17 protein-coding genes are annotated in these 18,354 nt (G+C 43.8%); 7 read left to right on the forward strand and 10 right to left on the reverse strand.

Annotated elements, in window-relative coordinates:
* Positions 1-79: 79 nt before the first annotated feature.
* From J5A60_RS06420 to secF, 5 genes are all read left to right on the forward strand, one after another.
* Positions 80-598, forward strand: a complete 519-nt coding sequence (locus J5A60_RS06420; protein ID WP_212509833.1) for a hemerythrin domain-containing protein — start codon at positions 80-82, stop codon at positions 596-598.
* Positions 599-617: 19 nt separating this feature from the next.
* Entirely contained in the window at positions 618-839 is a 222-nt protein-coding gene (locus tag J5A60_RS06425) for a sulfurtransferase TusA family protein (RefSeq protein ID WP_212509834.1), read from the forward strand.
* A gap of 162 nt (positions 840-1,001) precedes the next feature.
* On the forward strand, positions 1,002-1,301 hold the full coding sequence (gene yajC, locus J5A60_RS06430; protein ID WP_006718961.1) for a preprotein translocase subunit YajC: 300 nt from the start codon (positions 1,002-1,004) through the stop codon (positions 1,299-1,301).
* 30 nt (positions 1,302-1,331) lie between these two features.
* Entirely contained in the window at positions 1,332-3,182 is a 1,851-nt protein-coding gene (secD, locus tag J5A60_RS06435) for a protein translocase subunit SecD (protein ID WP_212509835.1), read from the forward strand.
* A 17-nt stretch (positions 3,183-3,199) separates the two neighbouring features.
* Positions 3,200-4,165 (forward strand): protein translocase subunit SecF, encoded by a 966-nt coding sequence (gene secF / locus J5A60_RS06440; protein ID WP_032997941.1) that lies wholly within the window; start codon positions 3,200-3,202, stop codon positions 4,163-4,165.
* Positions 4,166-4,326: 161 nt separating this feature from the next.
* Here secF and glyA read toward each other — a convergent pair whose 3' ends face one another.
* The 5 genes from glyA to rsmC all read right to left on the reverse strand — a co-directional run bounded on the left by glyA (position 4,327) and on the right by rsmC (position 11,586).
* Positions 4,327-5,589 carry a serine hydroxymethyltransferase gene (glyA, locus tag J5A60_RS06445; protein WP_006718964.1) on the reverse strand — a complete coding sequence of 421 codons (1,263 nt, stop codon included), beginning with the start codon at positions 5,587-5,589 and terminating at the stop codon, positions 4,327-4,329.
* A gap of 213 nt (positions 5,590-5,802) precedes the next feature.
* Positions 5,803-7,092: a phosphoribosylamine--glycine ligase gene (gene purD, locus J5A60_RS06450; RefSeq protein WP_212509836.1), complete on the reverse strand. Its 1,290-nt coding sequence runs from the start codon at positions 7,090-7,092 to the stop codon at positions 5,803-5,805.
* Between the two features lie 191 nt (positions 7,093-7,283).
* Complete coding sequence (gene purH, locus J5A60_RS06455) at positions 7,284-8,885, reverse strand: bifunctional phosphoribosylaminoimidazolecarboxamide formyltransferase/IMP cyclohydrolase (RefSeq protein ID WP_212509837.1); 1,602 nt, start codon at positions 8,883-8,885, stop codon at positions 7,284-7,286.
* A 189-nt stretch (positions 8,886-9,074) separates the two neighbouring features.
* Positions 9,075-10,496 (reverse strand): sucrose-specific PTS transporter subunit IIBC, encoded by a 1,422-nt coding sequence (locus tag J5A60_RS06460; RefSeq protein WP_212509838.1) that lies wholly within the window; start codon positions 10,494-10,496, stop codon positions 9,075-9,077.
* Between the two features lie 85 nt (positions 10,497-10,581).
* A complete protein-coding gene (rsmC, locus tag J5A60_RS06465; protein ID WP_212509839.1) occupies positions 10,582-11,586 on the reverse strand; it encodes a 16S rRNA (guanine(1207)-N(2))-methyltransferase RsmC in 1,005 nt (334 codons plus the stop codon).
* A 67-nt stretch (positions 11,587-11,653) separates the two neighbouring features.
* On the opposite strand from rsmC, the gene J5A60_RS06470 reads away from it, so the two are divergent.
* A complete protein-coding gene (locus tag J5A60_RS06470) occupies positions 11,654-12,094 on the forward strand; it encodes a DNA polymerase III subunit psi (RefSeq protein WP_212509840.1) in 441 nt (146 codons plus the stop codon).
* Positions 12,095-12,106: 12 nt separating this feature from the next.
* Positions 12,107-12,550 (forward strand): ribosomal protein S18-alanine N-acetyltransferase, encoded by a 444-nt coding sequence (gene rimI / locus J5A60_RS06475; protein WP_212509841.1) that lies wholly within the window; start codon positions 12,107-12,109, stop codon positions 12,548-12,550.
* A 2-nt stretch (positions 12,551-12,552) separates the two neighbouring features.
* On the opposite strand, the gene recC is transcribed toward rimI, so the two are convergent.
* From recC to J5A60_RS06500, 5 genes are read right to left on the reverse strand one after another with little or no spacing between them, the layout of a single operon-like run.
* On the reverse strand, positions 12,553-15,948 hold the full coding sequence (gene recC / locus J5A60_RS06480; protein ID WP_212509842.1) for an exodeoxyribonuclease V subunit gamma: 3,396 nt from the start codon (positions 15,946-15,948) through the stop codon (positions 12,553-12,555).
* 38 nt (positions 15,949-15,986) lie between these two features.
* Positions 15,987-16,289, reverse strand: coding sequence for a DUF5374 domain-containing protein (locus J5A60_RS06485; RefSeq protein WP_212509843.1), 303 nt, complete (start codon positions 16,287-16,289; stop codon positions 15,987-15,989).
* Positions 16,264-16,959 carry a DUF2572 family protein gene (locus J5A60_RS06490; RefSeq protein WP_212509844.1) on the reverse strand — a complete coding sequence of 232 codons (696 nt, stop codon included), beginning with the start codon at positions 16,957-16,959 and terminating at the stop codon, positions 16,264-16,266. The genes J5A60_RS06485 and J5A60_RS06490 overlap by 26 nt, the downstream gene beginning before the upstream one ends.
* Positions 16,956-17,699 carry a hypothetical protein gene (locus J5A60_RS06495; protein WP_371817614.1) on the reverse strand — a complete coding sequence of 248 codons (744 nt, stop codon included), beginning with the start codon at positions 17,697-17,699 and terminating at the stop codon, positions 16,956-16,958. Before J5A60_RS06495 ends, J5A60_RS06490 begins: the two co-directional genes overlap by 4 nt.
* Positions 17,686-18,207 carry a prepilin-type N-terminal cleavage/methylation domain-containing protein gene (locus tag J5A60_RS06500; protein ID WP_212509845.1) on the reverse strand — a complete coding sequence of 174 codons (522 nt, stop codon included), beginning with the start codon at positions 18,205-18,207 and terminating at the stop codon, positions 17,686-17,688. The genes J5A60_RS06495 and J5A60_RS06500 overlap by 14 nt, the downstream gene beginning before the upstream one ends.
* Positions 18,208-18,354: the final 147 nt, after the last annotated feature.

Raw genomic sequence — 18,354 nt, forward strand, 5'->3', positions numbered from 1 at the left:
CTAAAAATTATTAGTAAAAAGTGCGGTGAAAAATTTAAGTGTTTTTTCCACCGCACTTTCATCTCTCACAGGAGTTCTTATGCAAATCCTTGAACCTCAAAAATTCGCCAGTTGGAATGAACCCATTGAAATGTTGTATGCCTGCCATAGCAAAGTGAAACGCTTTTGTCGGCAATTAACGATTTTGCCTGATTATTTGGCAAAAAACGGTTGTAATCAGGCGGTGAAAAATGACGTTCAGCAAATTCTCAATTATTTCAATCAGTCAGCCCCGTTGCACCATGATGATGAGGAAAAAGATTTTTTCCCACTGTTGGTGAAATATGTGCCGGAGGCGCAAAAAGACATTGATGAATTAGAGAGACAGCACGTGACCTTGCATGATAACTGGGCAAAATTATCTGAACAGTTGCAAGCCTTGTTGAATGGCGAGCGGGAGAATGTCGATATGGCGTTGATCAACAATGTGGTCTCAGGCTACGACAAACATATCGCCTTGGAAGAGCCGTTATTTAAGCTTGGTAAACAACATTTGTCGGAATCGGAATTACGCGAAATCGGCAACATCATGAGCGCCCGTCGTCGCGTACAAGCTTAAGCTATCGTTGATTTAAATTATGGAATATCAACTTGATACTCGTGAGTATCGTTGTCCTCTGCCGTTATTGATGACGAAAAATGCCGTCAACACATTAGCCCCAAATGATGTATTGACGGTGTGGCTTGCTGCGGAAAGTGACATCGAAGATTTTCGTTTATTTTGCGAAGTACAGCAGTTGTCTTTTGCTGTAATAAGTCAATCTCAACGTACCATTCAAATCACTAAAATCAATAAGTAACCGCCCTATTTTCAGCCTTAAAAAGTGCGGTCATTTTTGCCGTCATTTTTACAATATCATTTTCACATTTAAGCGAATTTATGGTATTTTAACAGCCGATTTTAATCAGTTTACGGACGCTCCATAGCGTCTTCTCTTTTCATTAACTAAAAGGAAATTTGAATGGAAGCTCAACAAGGCAGCCCAATGTCAATGTTATTTATTTTCATCATCTTCGGATTGATTTTCTATTTCATGATTTATCGTCCGCAAGCAAAAAGAAATAAAGAACACAAAAAATTAATGTCCGAATTAACCAAAGGCACCGAAGTATTAACCGCCGGCGGTATCATTGGTAAAATCACCAAAGTAGTTGAAAACAGCGACAGCATCGTTATCGCGTTAAACGACAGCACTGAAGTGACCATCAACCGCAACTACATTGCAGCGGTATTACCGAAAGGCACAATTAAAACCCTTTAATCTTACATTCCTCAAGGGAACAGGAAATCTATGTTAAATCGTTACCCTTTATGGAAGAATCTAATGGTGATCTTTTTGGTCGCCATTGGTATTTTATACGCTCTTCCAAATCTTTACGGTGAAGATCCTGCCGTACAAATCTCAGGAACTCGTGGTCAGGAAGCTAATTCCAGCGTGCTAAGCGAAGTTCAAACTGTCCTAAAAGAAAATAATCTGGCAACTAAATCCATCGTGTTAGAAAACGGCTCTATTCTTGTACGTTTTAACAATACCGATAACCAATTACTCGCCAAAGATAAAATCACTGAAAAATTAGGCAATAACTACTCTATCGCCCTAAACCTTGCACCGGCAACGCCAAAATGGCTAAGTAGCATTGGCGGCAATCCGATGAAATGGGGCTTGGATTTGCGTGGTGGTGTACGCTTCCTGATGGAAGTGGATATGAATTCTGCGCTCACCAAACGTCAAGAGCAATTACAAGATTCCTTACGTGCCGAATTGCGCAAAGAAAAATATCAATACAGCGCTATTAAGTCAGCGGAGAATTTTTCCACAATCGTAAGTTTGGTTAATCCGGAACAGTTATCTGATGTACAACGTTATTTGCGCAAACAGCATCCGACCTTAGACATTCGTGCGATTTCTGATAATACCCTGTCTTTGGCGTTATCTGATGCGGCATTAAACGAAGCTCGCGAAAGTGCGATTGAACAAAACTTAAGTATTTTGCGTAAACGTGTCACCGAACTTGGTGTCGCAGAAGCCGTAATTCAACGCCAAGGCGCAGAACGTATCGTGGTTGAATTGCCGGGGGTACAAGATACGGCTCGCGCGAAAGAAATTCTGGGTGCTACGGCGACCCTTGAATTCCGCTTAGTCAATGGTAATGCAAACTTAGAGGCAGCCGCTCGCGGCATGGTGACTTCTGATTCTGAAGTAAAATATGACAGAAACAATCGCCCTATCGTGCTATATAAACGTGCCGTATTAGGTGGTGAGCACATTACGAACGCCAGTTCCGGTGTGGATCAAAATACCTCTAGACCGCAAGTAAGCGTCACCTTGGATAGCGAAGGCGGCGAAATCATGTCACAAACTACACGCGCCAACATCCAAAAACCAATGGCGACGTTGTATGTGGAATATAAAGATAGCGGCAAAAAAGACGAAAATGGCAAAACCATTTTACAAAAACACGAAGAAGTGATTAACGTTGCCACCATTCAAGGCCGTTTCGGTAGTCAATTCCAAATTACCGGCATTGACTCTCCGGCAGAAGCACAAAACCTTGCGGTGTTACTTCGTTCCGGTGCGTTAATTGCGCCGATTCAAATCGTGGAAGAACGCACCATTGGTCCATCTCTTGGTGCGCAAAACGTCGAACAAGGTTTGCAAGCAAGTTTTTGGGGCTTAATGATCGTCGTCGCCTTTATGGTCATTTACTATCGTAAATTCGGTCTTATTGCCAATGTCGCCTTAATCGCCAATATCATTTTATTGGTCGGCTTGATGTCCTTATTACCGGGCGCCACGCTCACCATGCCCGGGATTGCCGGTATCGTATTGGCAGTAGGGATGTCCGTGGACGCAAACGTGTTAATCTTTGAGCGAATAAAAGAAGAAATTCGCAACGGTCGCCCTGTTCAACAAGCTATTAGCGAAGGTTATAGCGGTGCATTCAGTTCTATCTTCGATGCGAACTTAACCACCATTTTGACTGCGGTAGCACTTTATGCTGTAGGGACGGGTCCGATCAAAGGCTTCGCAATCACCTTATCTTTAGGGATTGCTATCTCCATGTTTACCGCAATCACCGGAACACGCGCAATCGTGAATTTCTTATACGGCGGCAAACGAATTGATAAATTATCAATTTAACGGTGAGGAAATATATTGTGAATTTAGAAAATAGAAGTCAGCCAATTAAAGAAATTCAAGGCATTAAACTCCCTTTCCGTTTAGTGGAATTCATGAAATTCCGTCTATGGGGCTACCTTGCTTCCGTTGTGATTATCGCGGTTTCATTATTCTTTGTATTTACCAAAGGTTTCAACTGGGGCTTAGATTTCACCGGTGGCGTGGTGGTTGATACCCACTTCTCTCAACCGGCAGATTTGGAAAAAATCCGTTCTACGTTAGTACAAAACGGCATTGAGAGTCCACTCGTGCAAACCACCGGTGGGGTCCGCGATGTGATGATTCGCCTACCGGCAACCGATGATGCACAAATCGGCGATCATGTCAAAAAAATGCTGAACACCTTGGATAGTGATATTCAAATCCGCTCCATTGAGTTTGTCGGACCTAACGTAGGTGAAGAATTGACCCAAGGGGCAATTTACGCCACCTTAGCCACCCTCATTATGCTCTTGCTTTATGTGGGCATGCGTTTTGAATGGCGTTTAGCAACCGGTGGTGTGCTTTCTTTAGCGCACGACGTGATTGTCACCCTTGGTGCATTCTCTTACTTACAAATCGAAATGGATTTAACCTTTATTGCGGCGATCCTTTCCGTGGTAGGTTACTCGTTAAACGACAGTATCGTGGTATTCGACCGTGTGCGTGAAAACTTCCGTAAAATCAGACGGATTTCTGCCATCGACATCATCGATATTTCCTTAACCCAAACCCTATCCCGTACCATTATGACATCGCTCACCACGTTAATTGTCGTTATCGCCCTCTTCATCTTCGGGGGGCCGACCATTCACAGTTTCTCACTAGCCTTGCTCATCGGGATTGGATTCGGTACCTATTCTTCCATCTTCATTGCGATTGCTATCGCCTATGACTTAGGTTTAACCCGTGAACACATGGTTCAACCGAAAGTGAATAAAGATGATATTGAAGAGTTACCATAAAAATCACTAAAACAAAAAAGGTCGTTTTTTAACGACCTTTTTTATTTCCAAGGCTCATCACATTTTCCGAATAACGCCATAAAAACGTTTTATTTTTCGACCGCACTTTAAGCAATAAAAAAGCGGCGAAATTCGCCGCTTAAAGAGAAATGCCTGAATAATTAGGCGTAAACCGGAAGACGTTTACAGATTGCCAATACTTTTTCTTTTGTCGCCGCAATCACTTGTTCTTCATTGTCTTTACCGAGTGCGTCTAACACATCACACATCCAGCCGGCAAGTTCACGACAGTCTTGCTCGTTAAAGCCACGACGGGTAACGGAAGGTGTACCTACACGAATACCGGAAGTCACAAATGGTTTTTGTGGATCATTTGGTACCGAGTTTTTATTCACGGTAATGTTTGCTTTACCAAGTGCCGCATCCGCCGCTTTACCGGTTAAACCTTGTTGAACTAAATCCACCAAGAACAAGTGATTTTCGGTGCTGTTTGAAACCACTTTGTAACCGCGTTGTTTAAACACCTCCACCATGGCTTTTGCATTTTTCAAGACATTTTGTTGGTAGATTTTATATTCCGGCTCTAACGCCTCTTTGAAACATACCGCTTTTGCCGCAATAATGTGAACTAATGGACCACCTTGACCAGCCGGGAAGACTGCAGATTGAAGTTTTTTATACATTTCTTCATCGCCGCTGGCAGATAAAATTAAACCGCCACGTGGACCACCTAAGGTTTTATGCGTTGTTGTTGTAACAACATGAGCATACGGAAGTGGATTCGGATAGACGCCCGCCGCAATTAAACCGGCAACGTGCGCCATATCCACGAATAAATAGGCGCCTACTTCATCTGCGATTTCACGCATTTTTTTCCAATCAACCACTTGAGAATAAGCAGAGAAACCGCCCACAATCATTTTCGGTTTCACTTCATGGGCTTGTTTACGCAAAGCATCGTAGTCAATCAAACCTTCATCCGTAATACCATATTGTTCTGCATGATAGATTTTACCGGAGAAGCTCACGGAAGCACCGTGGGTTAAGTGGCCACCATGTGCCAAGCTCATGCCTAAAATGGTATCGCCCGGATTTAATAATGCCATATAAACGGCTGCATTCGCTTGTGAACCAGAGTGCGGTTGCACGTTCACATAATCTGCGCCAAATAATTCTTTCGCACGATCAATCGCTAACTGCTCCACAATGTCAGCGTACTCACAACCACCATAATAGCGTTTGCCCGGATAGCCTTCCGCATATTTATTGGTGAATTGAGAACCTTGCGCTTGCATTACGCGCGGGCTGGCATAGTTTTCAGAAGCGATTAATTCAATATGTTCTTCTTGACGACGATTCTCATCTTGAATGGCTTGCCATAAAACCGGATCGTAATCAGCGATGTTCATGCTCTTTTTAAACATTGTGTTTTCCTCGTTATGTAATTTTGAGTGGTATAGTTTAACTGTTTATGGATTGAAATTTAATTAAAAATTAAGTCCTAAATTTTCATCAAATCAATGAAAACTATTCATAAAAGTGCGGTCAAAAAATCCATTAGATTTTTAACGTCGCCTTTGCCGGCACCGCCATCTGGTTCGCAAGTACTTAGACGAACTTACGAATCATTTTTTTTGCTATTTTTTCTGCTCACGTGCCACGGCGCGATAGCCGATATCACGACGATAAAAACGTCCGTTCCATTGGATTTGTTCAGCCAGTTTCAGCGCTTTCTGTTGTGCCTCAAATACGCTTTCACCCAATGCCGTAGCACAAAGCACGCGGCCTCCATTAGTAACTAACTTGCCCGCTTTCGCTTCTACGCCCGCCAAGAAAACTTTCTCATTTTCGACCGCACTTTGAGGCAAACCGCTGATTTCAGCGCCTTTACGATAATCCCCCGGATAGCCTTCTGCAGCCAATACGATACCCAAAGAAGCCTTCGGATTCCATTGGGATTTCACTTCGTCCAATTTGCCATCACAGGCTTTAAGACAAAGTTCCACCAAATCCGATTCTAAACGCAACATGATCGGTTGGGTTTCCGGATCACCGAAACGACAGTTAAATTCGATCACTTTCGGCTGACCATTTGGCATGATCATCAAACCGGCATACAAGAAACCGGTGTAAACATTGCCTTCTGCCGCCATGCCGTTGACCGTTGGATAGATAACTTCACGCATCACGCGTTCATGAATTTCAGGTGTCACCACAGGCGCAGGAGAATAAGCCCCCATGCCGCCGGTATTCAAGCCCGTGTCTTTTTCGCCCACACGTTTATGGTCTTGACTGGTCGCCATAGGTTCGACGTTTTTGCCATCCACCATAACGATAAAACTCGCCTCTTCGCCATCTAAAAATTCTTCAATGACCACCCGACTGCCAGCTTCACCAAAGGCATTACCGGACAGCATATCCCGCACCGCGTCTTCCGCTTCTTGCAACGTCATCGCCACAATCACGCCTTTGCCTGCAGCCAAACCATCCGCTTTAACGACAATTGGTGCGCCTTTTTCACGCAAGTAAGCCAATGCCGGCTCGACTTCAGTGAAGTTTTGATATTCCGCTGTTGGGATTTTATGACGCGCTAAAAAATCTTTGGTAAAAGCTTTTGAACCTTCCAATTGCGCTGCTGCTTGCGTTGGTCCGAAAATGTTTAAACCGACTGCACGAAACGCATCCACCACCCCAATCACAAGTGGCGCTTCAGGCCCCACGATCGTTAAACCAATGTGGTTATCTTGGGCAAATTTAACCAACGCAGGAACATCCGTTGCAGCGATATTCACGTTCTCGACTTTTTGTTCTAACGCCGTCCCCGCATTGCCCGGTGCAACGAAAATTTTATCCGCTAATGGAGATTGCGCCGCTTTCCAAGCGAGGGCGTGTTCACGGCCGCCGTTTCCGATGATAAGGATATTCATGTTGTAGTCCTTGTGTCTTTTTGAATTTAATCCCCTCTTTAGCAAAGAGGGGTAGGGGAGATTTGGCAGAAGTTATTTCAACCTCATAGTACATTTAGCATCGTTTTAAATCTCCCCCCAGCCCCCTCTTTACGAAAGAGAGGGGATAAGTAAAAAAGTAAGTCGCTCATTGAGCGAAGTTATAACATAAATTAATGTCTAAAATGCCGCATTCCGGTCAATACCATCACCATATTATGCTCATCTACCGCATCAATCACTTCCTGATCGCGCATTGAGCCGCCCGGATGAATCACGCATTGAATGCCTACTTTCGCCGCCGCATCAATGCCGTCACGGAATGGGAAGAACGCATCAGATGCCATCACACAACCGGCTACTTCCAAGCCTTCATCTTGCGCTTTAATACCGGCGATTTTAGCCGAATACACGCGGCTCATTTGGCCTGCACCAATGCCGATGGTTTGGTTATCTTTGGCGTAAACAATCGCATTGGATTTCACGAATTTCGCCACTTTCCAGCAGAACAATAAATCTTTCAATTCTTGTTCCGTTGGTTGACGTTTGCTGACCACTTTTAAATCATCCAAGTCCACCATGCCTAAATCCGCATCTTGCACCAACAAGCCACCGTTCACACGTTTGAAATCTAAACGTTGGGTACGCGCTTGCCATTCTCCACATTCAAGCAAACGGACATTTTTCTTACGTTTCACCACTTCAACAGCTTCTGCAGACACTTTCGGTGCGATAATCACTTCCACAAATTGACGTTCTACAATTTCATTTGCCGTTTTTTCGTCTAATTCACGGTTAAACGCAATGATACCGCCAAAGGCTGAGGTTGGGTCTGTTTGATAGGCGCGATTATAGGCCTCTAAAATATCTTTGCCTAAGGCCACGCCGCACGGATTGGCGTGTTTCACAATCACACAAGCCGGTTCATCAAATTCTTTTACGCATTCGAGGGCTGCGTCGGTGTCGGCAATATTGTTATAAGACAAAGCCTTACCTTGTAGTTGGTTTGCCGTCGCCACACTCGCTTCTTTTACATTGAGATCCACATAAAACGCGGCATTTTGATGGGCATTTTCGCCGTAACGCATGGTTTGTTTACGCACGAAATTCAAATTTAAAGTCCGCGGGAATTGACCGCACTTCGCCTCCGCATCTTCTTCAGAAGCAACATGATAAGGTTTCACCAATTGACCGAAATAGTTCGCGATCATGGAATCGTATTGCGCGGTGTGTTCAAATGCTTTGATGGCAAGATCAAAACGAGTTTCAAGCGTTAAGCTGTTTTGATGTTGATCCATTTCGGCAAGAATGGCATCAAAATCCTGATTGTTCACGACAATCGCCACATCTTTATGGTTTTTCGCAGCGGAACGCACCATGGTTGGGCCGCCAATATCAATATTTTCTACGGCATCTTCTAACGTGCAATTTGGCTTAGCCACGGTTGCGGCAAAAGGATATAAATTCACCACCACCATATCAATGCCTTCAATGCCATGTTGCTGCATAATGGCATCGTCCGTACCACGACGACCTAAAATCCCACCGTGCACTTTCGGATGTAAGGTTTTCACGCGACCGTCCATCATTTCCGGAAAACCGGTGTAATCGGACACTTCGGTTACCGGCAAGCCGTTTTGTTCTAACAGTTTTGCCGTACCACCGGTAGAAAGCAGTTTAACACCGCGCTTTACGAGGCCTTGGGCAAATTCCACAATACCGGATTTATCGGACACGCTAAGCAATGCTTGGCGAATGGGACGAGTTGATTGCATGAATAATTTCCTTTGATTTCTGAAGTAAATTTGAGGTGGCGTATTATAACGCAAACGTTTGCGTTTATGTAGAAATGCACGAAAAATTTGTAAAAAAGTGCGGTCGTTTTTAAAGGCATTTTTATATTTGTGCAAAAGAAAAAGCACGAATCCGCTTTCACAAATTCGTGCTTTCTCAAGGTTGGCAAACTATGCTTTGGCTTGTGCCCGTTTCACTAAAATCGTGGAAAGGCTGAATGCCACAATAAAGGAAATGGCCATGCCAATGCTGTACATGGCAAGGCTGTCCGGTTTAATAGATGGAATACCTAAGAAACCTGCCGCACCAAGGGCAATGGCTTTTACGTTAAAGAAGGCAATAAAGGCACTCGCCAGACCGGAGCCAATCATGGCTGCGATAAAGGCTTGACGATAACGCAAGTTCACCCCAAACATGGCGGGCTCGGTAATACCCAGCAACGCAGAAATACCGGAAGGAATGGCCAAGCCGCGTACTTTTGGATCTTTTAAGGCAAATGCCACGCCCAAACAGGCGGCGCCCTGCGCAATGTTAGACATTGCCGCAATTGGGAAAATAAAGGTACCGCCGGTACGAGCCATTTCCGCTAATAATTGGGTTTCCACCGCAATAAAGGTTTGATGCATACCTGTAATCACGATGGGGGCGTAGAAAGTACCGAAAATCGCACCGCCGATGAAACCTAATGTGTCATATAACCAGGTCAACCCTGCGGCAATTAATGAACCTGCTTCACGTCCGATTGGGCCGATGAGGGTAAACGCCAAGAAACCTGCGATAAATAAGGAAAATAACGGTGTAATCAGGTTATCCAAATAAGACGGCACAAATTTACGGAACGTTTTTTCTAACGTTGCCAACACCCAAGCGGAAATTAAGGTTGGGATCACAGTGCCTTGGTAACCTACTCGTTCAATTTCCAAACCAAACACATTCCAATATTGGATTTTGCCTTCTGCCAGAGTTAAAGCATAGTTCCAACCGTCAGCCAGTGCCGGGTGAACCAATAACATCCCTAATGCGGCCCCAAGGAATGGGTTACCACCAAACTTACGGGTGGCAGAGAAACCAAGCAATACCGGCAAGAACACAAATGGTGCGTTTGCAATGGTGTTAATGAAATCTACTAAATCTTTGAGTTCAGGATGCATGTCGATGACGCTGAGTTCATCCACAAAGAACCCTTTGGCGGTGAGCATGCTGTAAATACCCATCAACAAACCGCCTGCCACAATGGCCGGAATGATCGGTACGAAGATATCCGCTAAACCTTTCACCAAACGTTGCAACAAACTTTGATTACCGCCTGCCGCTTCTGCCACTTCCGCTTTACTCACATCGCCGATACCCAGTAATTTGGTTAATTCAGCGTGGACTTTATTCACTGTGCCGGAACCAAAAATAATTTGATATTGCCCGGCAACAGCAAACTGCCCTTTTACCCCCTCAATATTGTCGATGCCTCCCTTGTCCACTTTGCTTTCATCATTTAGCACAATACGCAAACGGGTAGCACAGTGAGCCGCTGTGACAATATTTTCTTTGCCGCCAAGTTTTTCAATGACTTGTTGGGCGATATTAGGAAAGTTCATAGTCTTCTCCCAAAGTAGTAAATAATAGGTAGAATTCTAGCTAAAAGGTTTTTGTCAGACTAGCGAAATTTAATGCACTATTCACTCATCCGCGCACTGAATATACCTTAAATTTGTTATTTTTCGCCAATACCTCATGGCTGCCGAAATGTTGATCCAGCCAGTCGGCATAAGGCAAAAAGGCATTCGCTACAATACGCAATTCACCGCCGGTTTTAAGATGCCATTTGGCTTGTTTAATCAATTCATTAACGGCGGTATAGGCGGTATCAATGCCATCATGAAACGGCGGGTTGGAAATGATCAGGTCAAATTTTCCTTCCACATGAGAGAACACATCGCTTGCCAATACTGTGCCTTGCAACTGATTTTCTCGCAACGTTCGCTGTGCCGATTCAAGCGCCATGGCGTGAATATCCGTCATCACCAGCTTGGTTTTCGGATATTGTTTTTGAATGTAACTGCCAATCACGCCGGCGCCACAACCGATATCCAGTACATCGCCCGACACATTTTTTAACGTGGACAACAACAATGCCGTGCCGCCATCCAGTTCGGCGGCGCTGAAGACGCCCGGCAAGGCATACACGGTGACATCGGCAAGTTGTGGTGATTGGTAGGATTTCCAGAAGAAATTCAGCTCAAAGTGCGGTGGATTTTTTAGCTGAAAATGATAAAGACTACAACGGCGGGCAGAGTCGATTTTGTGAATATCGCCGAAGTCCGCAAGCATATTTTCGGCAGAACGTACGCCGCTTCGATTTTCGCCGACAATGAGAATTTCTTGTCCCACCGGGCTTTTGGCAAGCATTTGCATTAATTGAAAATGACATTCCTGCTTGTTCTTCGTCCAATAAAACAGGATCAAATCGGCTTGGCGTTGAAATTCGAGGGAAAAATCCACCGCACTTTGTTGCTTTTGATTTTCTCGGTTGGCGTAATCAAAATACCAACTCCAAGCGCGGGCGTTAAAACCTTGGCGTCGTAAATCGGAAAGAAATTCATCGTTCACGGCTCCCGTAAGCAATAACGACTTCCCTGTTAAAAAATCTAAATGCCGTTCCAACACTTCGCTTTCTGCACAAATCACGCTATTAATCCTCTGCCTTATTGGTTAAAATGGGCGCCCATTATACTGGATTGAATTGATTTTAGATATGCAAGAAACGCGCCAACCTTACTCCCGTCGAGATGTATTACTGCAACAAATGGGCATTAGCCAATGGCAGTTAGTGCGCCCGGAAGCGTTGAAAGGCGCAATGAATATCACTGTCGCCGAGCATATTCGTTTGATTATCATCAGTCAGCAAAATCTATTGCAACAACCTGTTGTGCAGGATGTGTTACGCAGCCTGACACTGGATAGCGAGCAAGTATTAAACATCACCTTTGAACAGCTTGCTTATTTGCAAGTTAACCATAAAGTCAGTTATTGGTTGCTTTCTCAAAACACCTCGGAAAATGACCGCACTTTATCTCTCCCACAACCGTTAAATGTGTGGCAGTCTGATGATCTTGAGGAATTTAAACAAAATCCGCAGGCAAAACGTCAATTTTGGCAAACCATTCAACAATCCCCTTCCATCAATGCCGAATAACAAGGAACTGTCGTGATAACCATTTCGCTGATTGAAGAACAAGACTTTGACGCACTTTATGCCATTGAGCAGGCAGCTCACGCCGTGCCTTGGAGTTTAGGCACGTTGAAAAATAACCAAGGCGAGCGTTATCTCAATTTAAAGATCGCCGAAGGCCATCAGATTTATGGATTTGCTATTTGTCAGACCGTACTAGATGAAGCCACCCTGTTTAATATTGCTATCGATCCGCAAAAACAAGGCTTGGGACTCGGACGACAACTCTTAAACGAGCTCATCACCCAACTCAGACAAAAAGGTATTTTGACATTGTGGCTAGAAGTGCGCGAATCCAATAAAAAAGCCCAAGCGCTTTATGATTCGCTGGGCTTTAATCAAGTGGATATCCGTAAAAATTATTACCCTACCCCTGATGGCAAACGGGAAGATGCCGTGGTCATGGCAGCCTATTTATAAGACTATTTTTCCCTCTTAATTGCTTGCAACATCGGCACAAACCACGCTTTCACCTGCTGATTTATCCACGCCAAGTCCAATTCCTGCGTTTGTCCCAACACACGTTGCCAATATAAATCGCCACGGGAATAATCATCCCCTTCGGCAATTTTTATTAACTGTGCAAAGCACTTATCATCCTCAACTGTCTCTTCGTTAGCAATCTGTTTTAGGTATGCCTCAATGCCCTGTGTTGGAATCAGCTGCAATTGCGACTGCCCGGCTAAATAGCTTTCTACATAAATTTGCAGTTGCGCAAGGGCATCCTGTTGAGACACCACTTGAAAGATCTCGCGTTTGTCCTTGCCTTGGAAAATGGATTCCGTCGGCTGCGGCTGCGTGGCACACAACAATAAATGATATAACCAAGCTTCAATACGATCTTTGTCTTTGATAGTTGCCATGCGCCAAGTCACACGCTGTAACGGGTCGCCATATAAGTGGGAGATATTGCCTGATAAGGTGATATTACCGAATGCCGTCGGCAAGGTCATTTGTACAAAACGGTTTTGTGGCGTTTGTTCCACATAATCGGCAATATAGTGTTTAAATTCCGCCACTTCATCCAATAATTTATTGGCGTAGAGTGTCGCAAATTCGCCTCTTGGCAAGACACCTTTCACCTTCAAATGATCAAAAAACGCGTCGATTTGGTGTTCATCGACATCGACTAAGTCCGCATGAATCAGGTATTTCTCTAAGCCATTATTCAAAACGAAATTTTCACTGTCGGCGATACTTTCTTCCTGCTCGGAAAAATTCACACCGAGGCGGCGCTCAAAGAAAAATTTCACCGGATTTTTCACAAACGCCACCAAACGAGAAAATTCAATCTCCGTTTCTTGTTCGAAACCATCCTGCGCTATCGTCGGTTGAATGAAATTCGACAATGCCTGATTGGATTGCGAATTCACCAAAGGCAACCATTGTTGCGCAAAAGATTGGCTAAAAGTGCGGTCGTTTTTTTCAAAGTTTTTTCGACTAAATGCCGTCATGCCGTGTTGTTGCACCAGTAATGCCCGCCAATCTTTGCCTTCATTCGGCAGATTTTCCACGATGTAATCCAACAACTGGCTCACCAACACCGACGGCTCACGTTCTTGATTATCCGAAATAGAACGACCGATATAGCTGATGTACAAATATTCTTGCGCAGACAGCAAAGCCTCAAGGAACAAGTAACGATCATCATCACGGCGCGCACGATCGCCTTTAATGCGGTGATACTGCATTAAGTCAAAACTATTTGGCGGCTGTTGACGTGGGTATTCACCGTCATTCATACCGAGCAGGCAGACCACTTTAAACGGAATAGAACGCATCGGCAGCAACGTGCAAAAATTCACTTTGCCGGCTAAAAAACGGTAATGATTCGGGTTTTCTTCTAACGCACCACTCATGACATCCGCCACAACATCAACGGCCAAGAGCTCGTCAAAATGCACGTCCTGTAACTGTTCTGCAAATTGCTGAATCACGTCTTTAATATAAAACAAGGTTTCTTCGGTTTCCGTTGTCGCAGCAAAGAAACTATCCGTTAAGGTCAACAAATGTTGTTGCCATTGCGCCACGGAATAGCGCTGTTGCAACGTTTGGAACCAATCTGATAATGCGGCGATAAACTCAGCCAGTTGCCCTGCCAGCTGACCTTTTAAGCCGAAACTGTTGTCCAATCCAAGGCTGTCTTGCCAAATACCATTTTCTTCCCGTAAGGCATACCCCAACAACATACGTTCCAAACCGGCTTGCCAGGAATTGTAGTTGTTTTGCGTCTCATCATGATTCTCTGCACTTTGTTTATCTAAACCAAAACGCACGCCGGCATTTTTCACCCAATCTCGAATTTGCGCCAAATCCTGCAATTCAATATTAAAGCGTTGGCGTATTGCTGGTACATCTAACAGCGCCAACACGTCTTCTGCACTGAAAAGACTTTCTTTGAGATGCAATAAAGAAAGGAAACCGGCAATAACTACATCATTTTCCGATAATTTGTTATCCGAAATAGAAAATGGAATGGCAGTTTGCGGCGTAGCATGTTGCCCGAAAACCGCGAGAATATAAGGGGTGTATTTATCAATATCCGCCACCATCACGATGATGTCTTTTGGGGTCAAATGTGGATTTTCTTGTAATAAATGCAGCAGATAATCCTGCAAGACTTCCACTTCCCGCATCGTGCTGTGGCAAGCATGGAAGGTTAAAGTGCGGTCATTTTCCTGATAGTTTAACGGCTCGCTGCCACTCGGCATAAGATGCAAAATCTGATGCTGAATTTGACTCAATAAATTCTTCGGTTCAATCTCCGCATAGGCAGAAATCTCATTCGGTTCCAACTGCGTTAATAAATAAGAAAAATCGCGTCCCAATTTTCCCCATGAAGCCAACAAGGGATTACCGACTTGCAATTTTTCTTGTGCGTAAGTCACCTCCCATTGCCGCTCTACCTGCTCTCTTTGTTCTGCGGATAACAAAGGTCTATTGACTTGGTTGAAATAATCGGTACGAGTGCGTAGTGCTAATTTTTCAACAAATGTTGGATCCACAATGTCGCCCCAATATTCCTCGCAAGGATTATTGAAGAACAAATGCACATCACAATATGCGCTAATGACTTGAAAAATTTCTAAATAGGCTTTTGGCAAGGCAGGAATACCGAAAATGAAAAGACGTTCCGGTAAAAAGAGCGGTCGATTTTCACGGAGTTTTTCTAACAGCAACTGGTGTAAATGCGCTCGGTGTTGTACTAAATCCAATCCGGTTTCGGTTTTTACTGCCTGTACCAAAGCCCGCCACAGGCTCGCCTGCCAGGCAATATTTTGTTCAATCTGTGCCGATAAACGATCATTATTGAAATTGGATTGAGCTTCAATTTGATGATGAATATCTGCCTCTTGGTGCGCTTCCCAAGCGGCAATCCAGTTCGGGCGGTAAACCAAATATTGGTCGAATAAATCCGCGATCTTGCCGGCAAGTTGGTAGAGTTTAAATTGCTCCGATTGAACAGAATGCGCCAGATAATGGCGTAAAGGATGAAAAGCCTCTTGTTCTAAATATTGAGGAATTAAGCGCATCAAACGCCACATCATGGCATTTTTATTAAATTGATTGCTTTGCGCCACATCGGGCAAATTTTCTGCATAAAGCTGCCAAATAAAGCTGGCGGGCATTGGAAACGCAAAATTTGCTGCAATGCCTTTTTGCTCTGCGATTTGTAACTGTAACCATTGTGCCATGCCCGGACTTTGCACCAGCACGGTTTCCGGCTGTAATGGATTGCTCAGCGGTTGACGTTGAATTAATTCAACGAGAATGTCCTTTTGCACCTCAAGTTGATTCGAATGATAAACAGTAAACACGCCGCCTCCGGAAATAAGCCTAACTATAATTTGCGCTATTATAAACTAATTTCACCGCGAGGATATTTCACCGTGACCTGATTTTGCGTGCACGTAACGCGAAAACGAATTTGATTCTGTAGCACGTTCGATTCACAAGGTAACCCAAGAAAACGCCGTTGATGTTGATTCTCAACAATTTGAATAGCTTGAAAACGTTGATAAATTTCCACCGCACTTTTGCGTTGTAAATTTCCCCATTGGTTAAACGTGAGGAAAAGCCCGCTAAATACAGATAAAGCCACCAACAAGGACACCAAGCTCATGCCTTTCTGATTAATTTTTGGGAACGACAAAATCATACCAACTCTTCTCTGCTAATCGCCAACGACTATATTGTTGCACGATCTGAGTAACCGTACTTTTGGAATAAGTCACTTTAATATTTTCATCTAACGTCAATCGCCCTTTAGTAATGATCGAACCGCTAATTTTACCTTGCCCTCGAATGTGTAAATCGCCTTCGGCGACAATCACCGCATTCACATTTTTGTGAATCTCCCATTCGGTTTCTTCCGCTGTGAACCAATACAATGCCGCGGGCGATGATGAGCCTAACATGAGCGGAGGCGACGGCAATTGTGAACGAAAAAGCGCAAGCCCTTCTTTGGAAATAAACTGATCAAACAATTTTTCATGTTGGTTTCGCACCGGTTGTTTTTGAAATAACTTATCCCGTTGACACCAAGCATAATGGCTTAAGCCATCAGCAAATGGATTATTCTCCAGCCGAAATGTTAAGAGAAAGGTATCACCGTTTTCCTGCGTGGAAAGCTGCTCACAGCGCGGCTTTTTCTCATTCACGCTAAGTTGTTGCAAGGTGAGTTGTTGTTCCACATACCTATGCCGCTGAGCGGCAATAGATGAATACAAACGAAGTAAATCATCATTAAACAGCATGGTAAGAAGTAAAAATCCGCTGAGTAATATCAGTAAGGTGAGGGTCATGATGCCGCGTTGGGGTGTTGTCATGGTTCTTCTCGGTTTAATAAGGGCACAACAATGGCGGTTTCGTAGGTAATTTCTTTATTCTGCTTTAAATTTCCCATTAAACGCACTTCAACGCCTTTTTGTTCCGCTAACCAAGTAAAAGTGAAATCAGAAATTTCATATTCTTTTTCATCTAACAAATCCACCCAGCCACCGTGATTACAGGCAGATTGTTGGGTATAACGTTGGCAATCTTCAAAACTGCAATTTTGTTTGACCGCACTTTTATAGGTTAAACGGGTTTCTACCATTTTCTTATTGAGTCGATAACCGAATAATTCACGTTCAATTTCTTTGGTGGCATTTTTCTCGTTTGCAAGACAGGTATTGCCTTTGTATTGTCCGCCTATACAGCCGTTCACATTCAGATCATAGAAAAAGAGAACGCAACTGTTGCTTTTTTCACCATTCATTTGCGCAATAGTCATTGCCGAGGGCGGATTCGGTTGTTCAAATAAGGATAAATTGTTTCGGGTTAATTTCTCGCTCACCGCGCGAAAACCGGCACGCGCCAAATCTTTTCCGATGAGCTGAATCACACGCTGCAGCTCCGTTTGTAACTGCAAACGCAAAAGCATTTCCCGATTTTGCTGCTGATGTTGGTTATAAAACTGCAAAATCACTAAAAGTAAAAACGAAGAAAGCGACACCGAAAGCATTAAACTCACTAAACTTTGCCCTGAAAGGCATTTTTGTTTTAACCTCATTCTATTCTTCATCATTTACACAAGCACTTAAGGATTGGTTATCTTTTAATTTCAAACTGCCCACATTAAAAAACGAAAAGAGGGTTCGTTGATGATTGGCTTGCAACACAAAACAGGCTGTGGACGCGGTGTTACGAATGCCACTTAACCGCGTGAGTTCCAGAGGATAATAACGCTTGCTAATCAACATGGTGTCCGAGAAAGCAGGATAATAAAAATGTGCAGAAACATGAGGAGGACAACCTTGGAGGGCCAAACAATCACATAGATGATGATTTTTAATCTGCGCAGTTAAACACCAACGTTTTCCTGACAAATCGCGACTTGCCATGAGAAACCAGATATCAGAAGAATTTTCTACGCGTGCCTGAATTTGACGTAAAAACGCATAAAGTTTTTGTTGCTCTTTTTGTAAGATATTCTGCTGTGAAGATTGCTGCCATGTAGGCAAAGCAAGCATCAACAATAAACTAAGAATGAAAAGTGCGATTAACATTTCCAACAAAGTAAATCCCTTTTGCATAAACGTTCCTTTTTTTGACCGCACTTTAAGGGAATAACCAGGACTAAAACATGCAGGAAGAAGAATTTTGCGAGCAAGATCGCAAAGTAAAATTAATTTGGAGAAAAATTAACAAGGGGACAAAAAACTACGTCACATTTACGACAT

The organism is Aggregatibacter sp. oral taxon 513 (assembly GCF_018128305.1).
GTDB lineage: Bacteria > Pseudomonadota > Gammaproteobacteria > Enterobacterales > Pasteurellaceae > Aggregatibacter > Aggregatibacter segnis_A.

Bases quoted from the DNA above. Each gene is read 5' to 3' on its own strand.
- secD (WP_212509835.1), top strand. From the start codon at position 1,332: ATGTTAAATCGTTACCCTTTATGGAAGAATCTAATGGTGATCTTTTTG.
- purD (WP_212509836.1), bottom strand. From the start codon at position 7,092: ATGAATATCCTTATCATCGGAAACGGCGGCCGTGAACACGCCCTCGCT.
- glyA (WP_006718964.1), bottom strand. From the start codon at position 5,589: ATGTTTAAAAAGAGCATGAACATCGCTGATTACGATCCGGTTTTATGG.
- J5A60_RS06485 (WP_212509843.1), bottom strand. From the start codon at position 16,289: ATGATTTTGTCGTTCCCAAAAATTAATCAGAAAGGCATGAGCTTGGTG.
- J5A60_RS06500 (WP_212509845.1), bottom strand. From the start codon at position 18,207: ATGCAAAAGGGATTTACTTTGTTGGAAATGTTAATCGCACTTTTCATT.
- J5A60_RS06495 (WP_371817614.1), bottom strand. From the start codon at position 17,699: ATGATGAAGAATAGAATGAGGTTAAAACAAAAATGCCTTTCAGGGCAA.
- J5A60_RS06470 (WP_212509840.1), top strand. From the start codon at position 11,654: ATGCAAGAAACGCGCCAACCTTACTCCCGTCGAGATGTATTACTGCAA.
- yajC (WP_006718961.1), top strand. From the start codon at position 1,002: ATGGAAGCTCAACAAGGCAGCCCAATGTCAATGTTATTTATTTTCATC.
- J5A60_RS06425 (WP_212509834.1), top strand. From the start codon at position 618: ATGGAATATCAACTTGATACTCGTGAGTATCGTTGTCCTCTGCCGTTA.
- J5A60_RS06460 (WP_212509838.1), bottom strand. From the start codon at position 10,496: ATGAACTTTCCTAATATCGCCCAACAAGTCATTGAAAAACTTGGCGGC.
- purH (WP_212509837.1), bottom strand. From the start codon at position 8,885: ATGCAATCAACTCGTCCCATTCGCCAAGCATTGCTTAGCGTGTCCGAT.
- J5A60_RS06490 (WP_212509844.1), bottom strand. From the start codon at position 16,959: ATGACAACACCCCAACGCGGCATCATGACCCTCACCTTACTGATATTA.
- J5A60_RS06420 (WP_212509833.1), top strand. From the start codon at position 80: ATGCAAATCCTTGAACCTCAAAAATTCGCCAGTTGGAATGAACCCATT.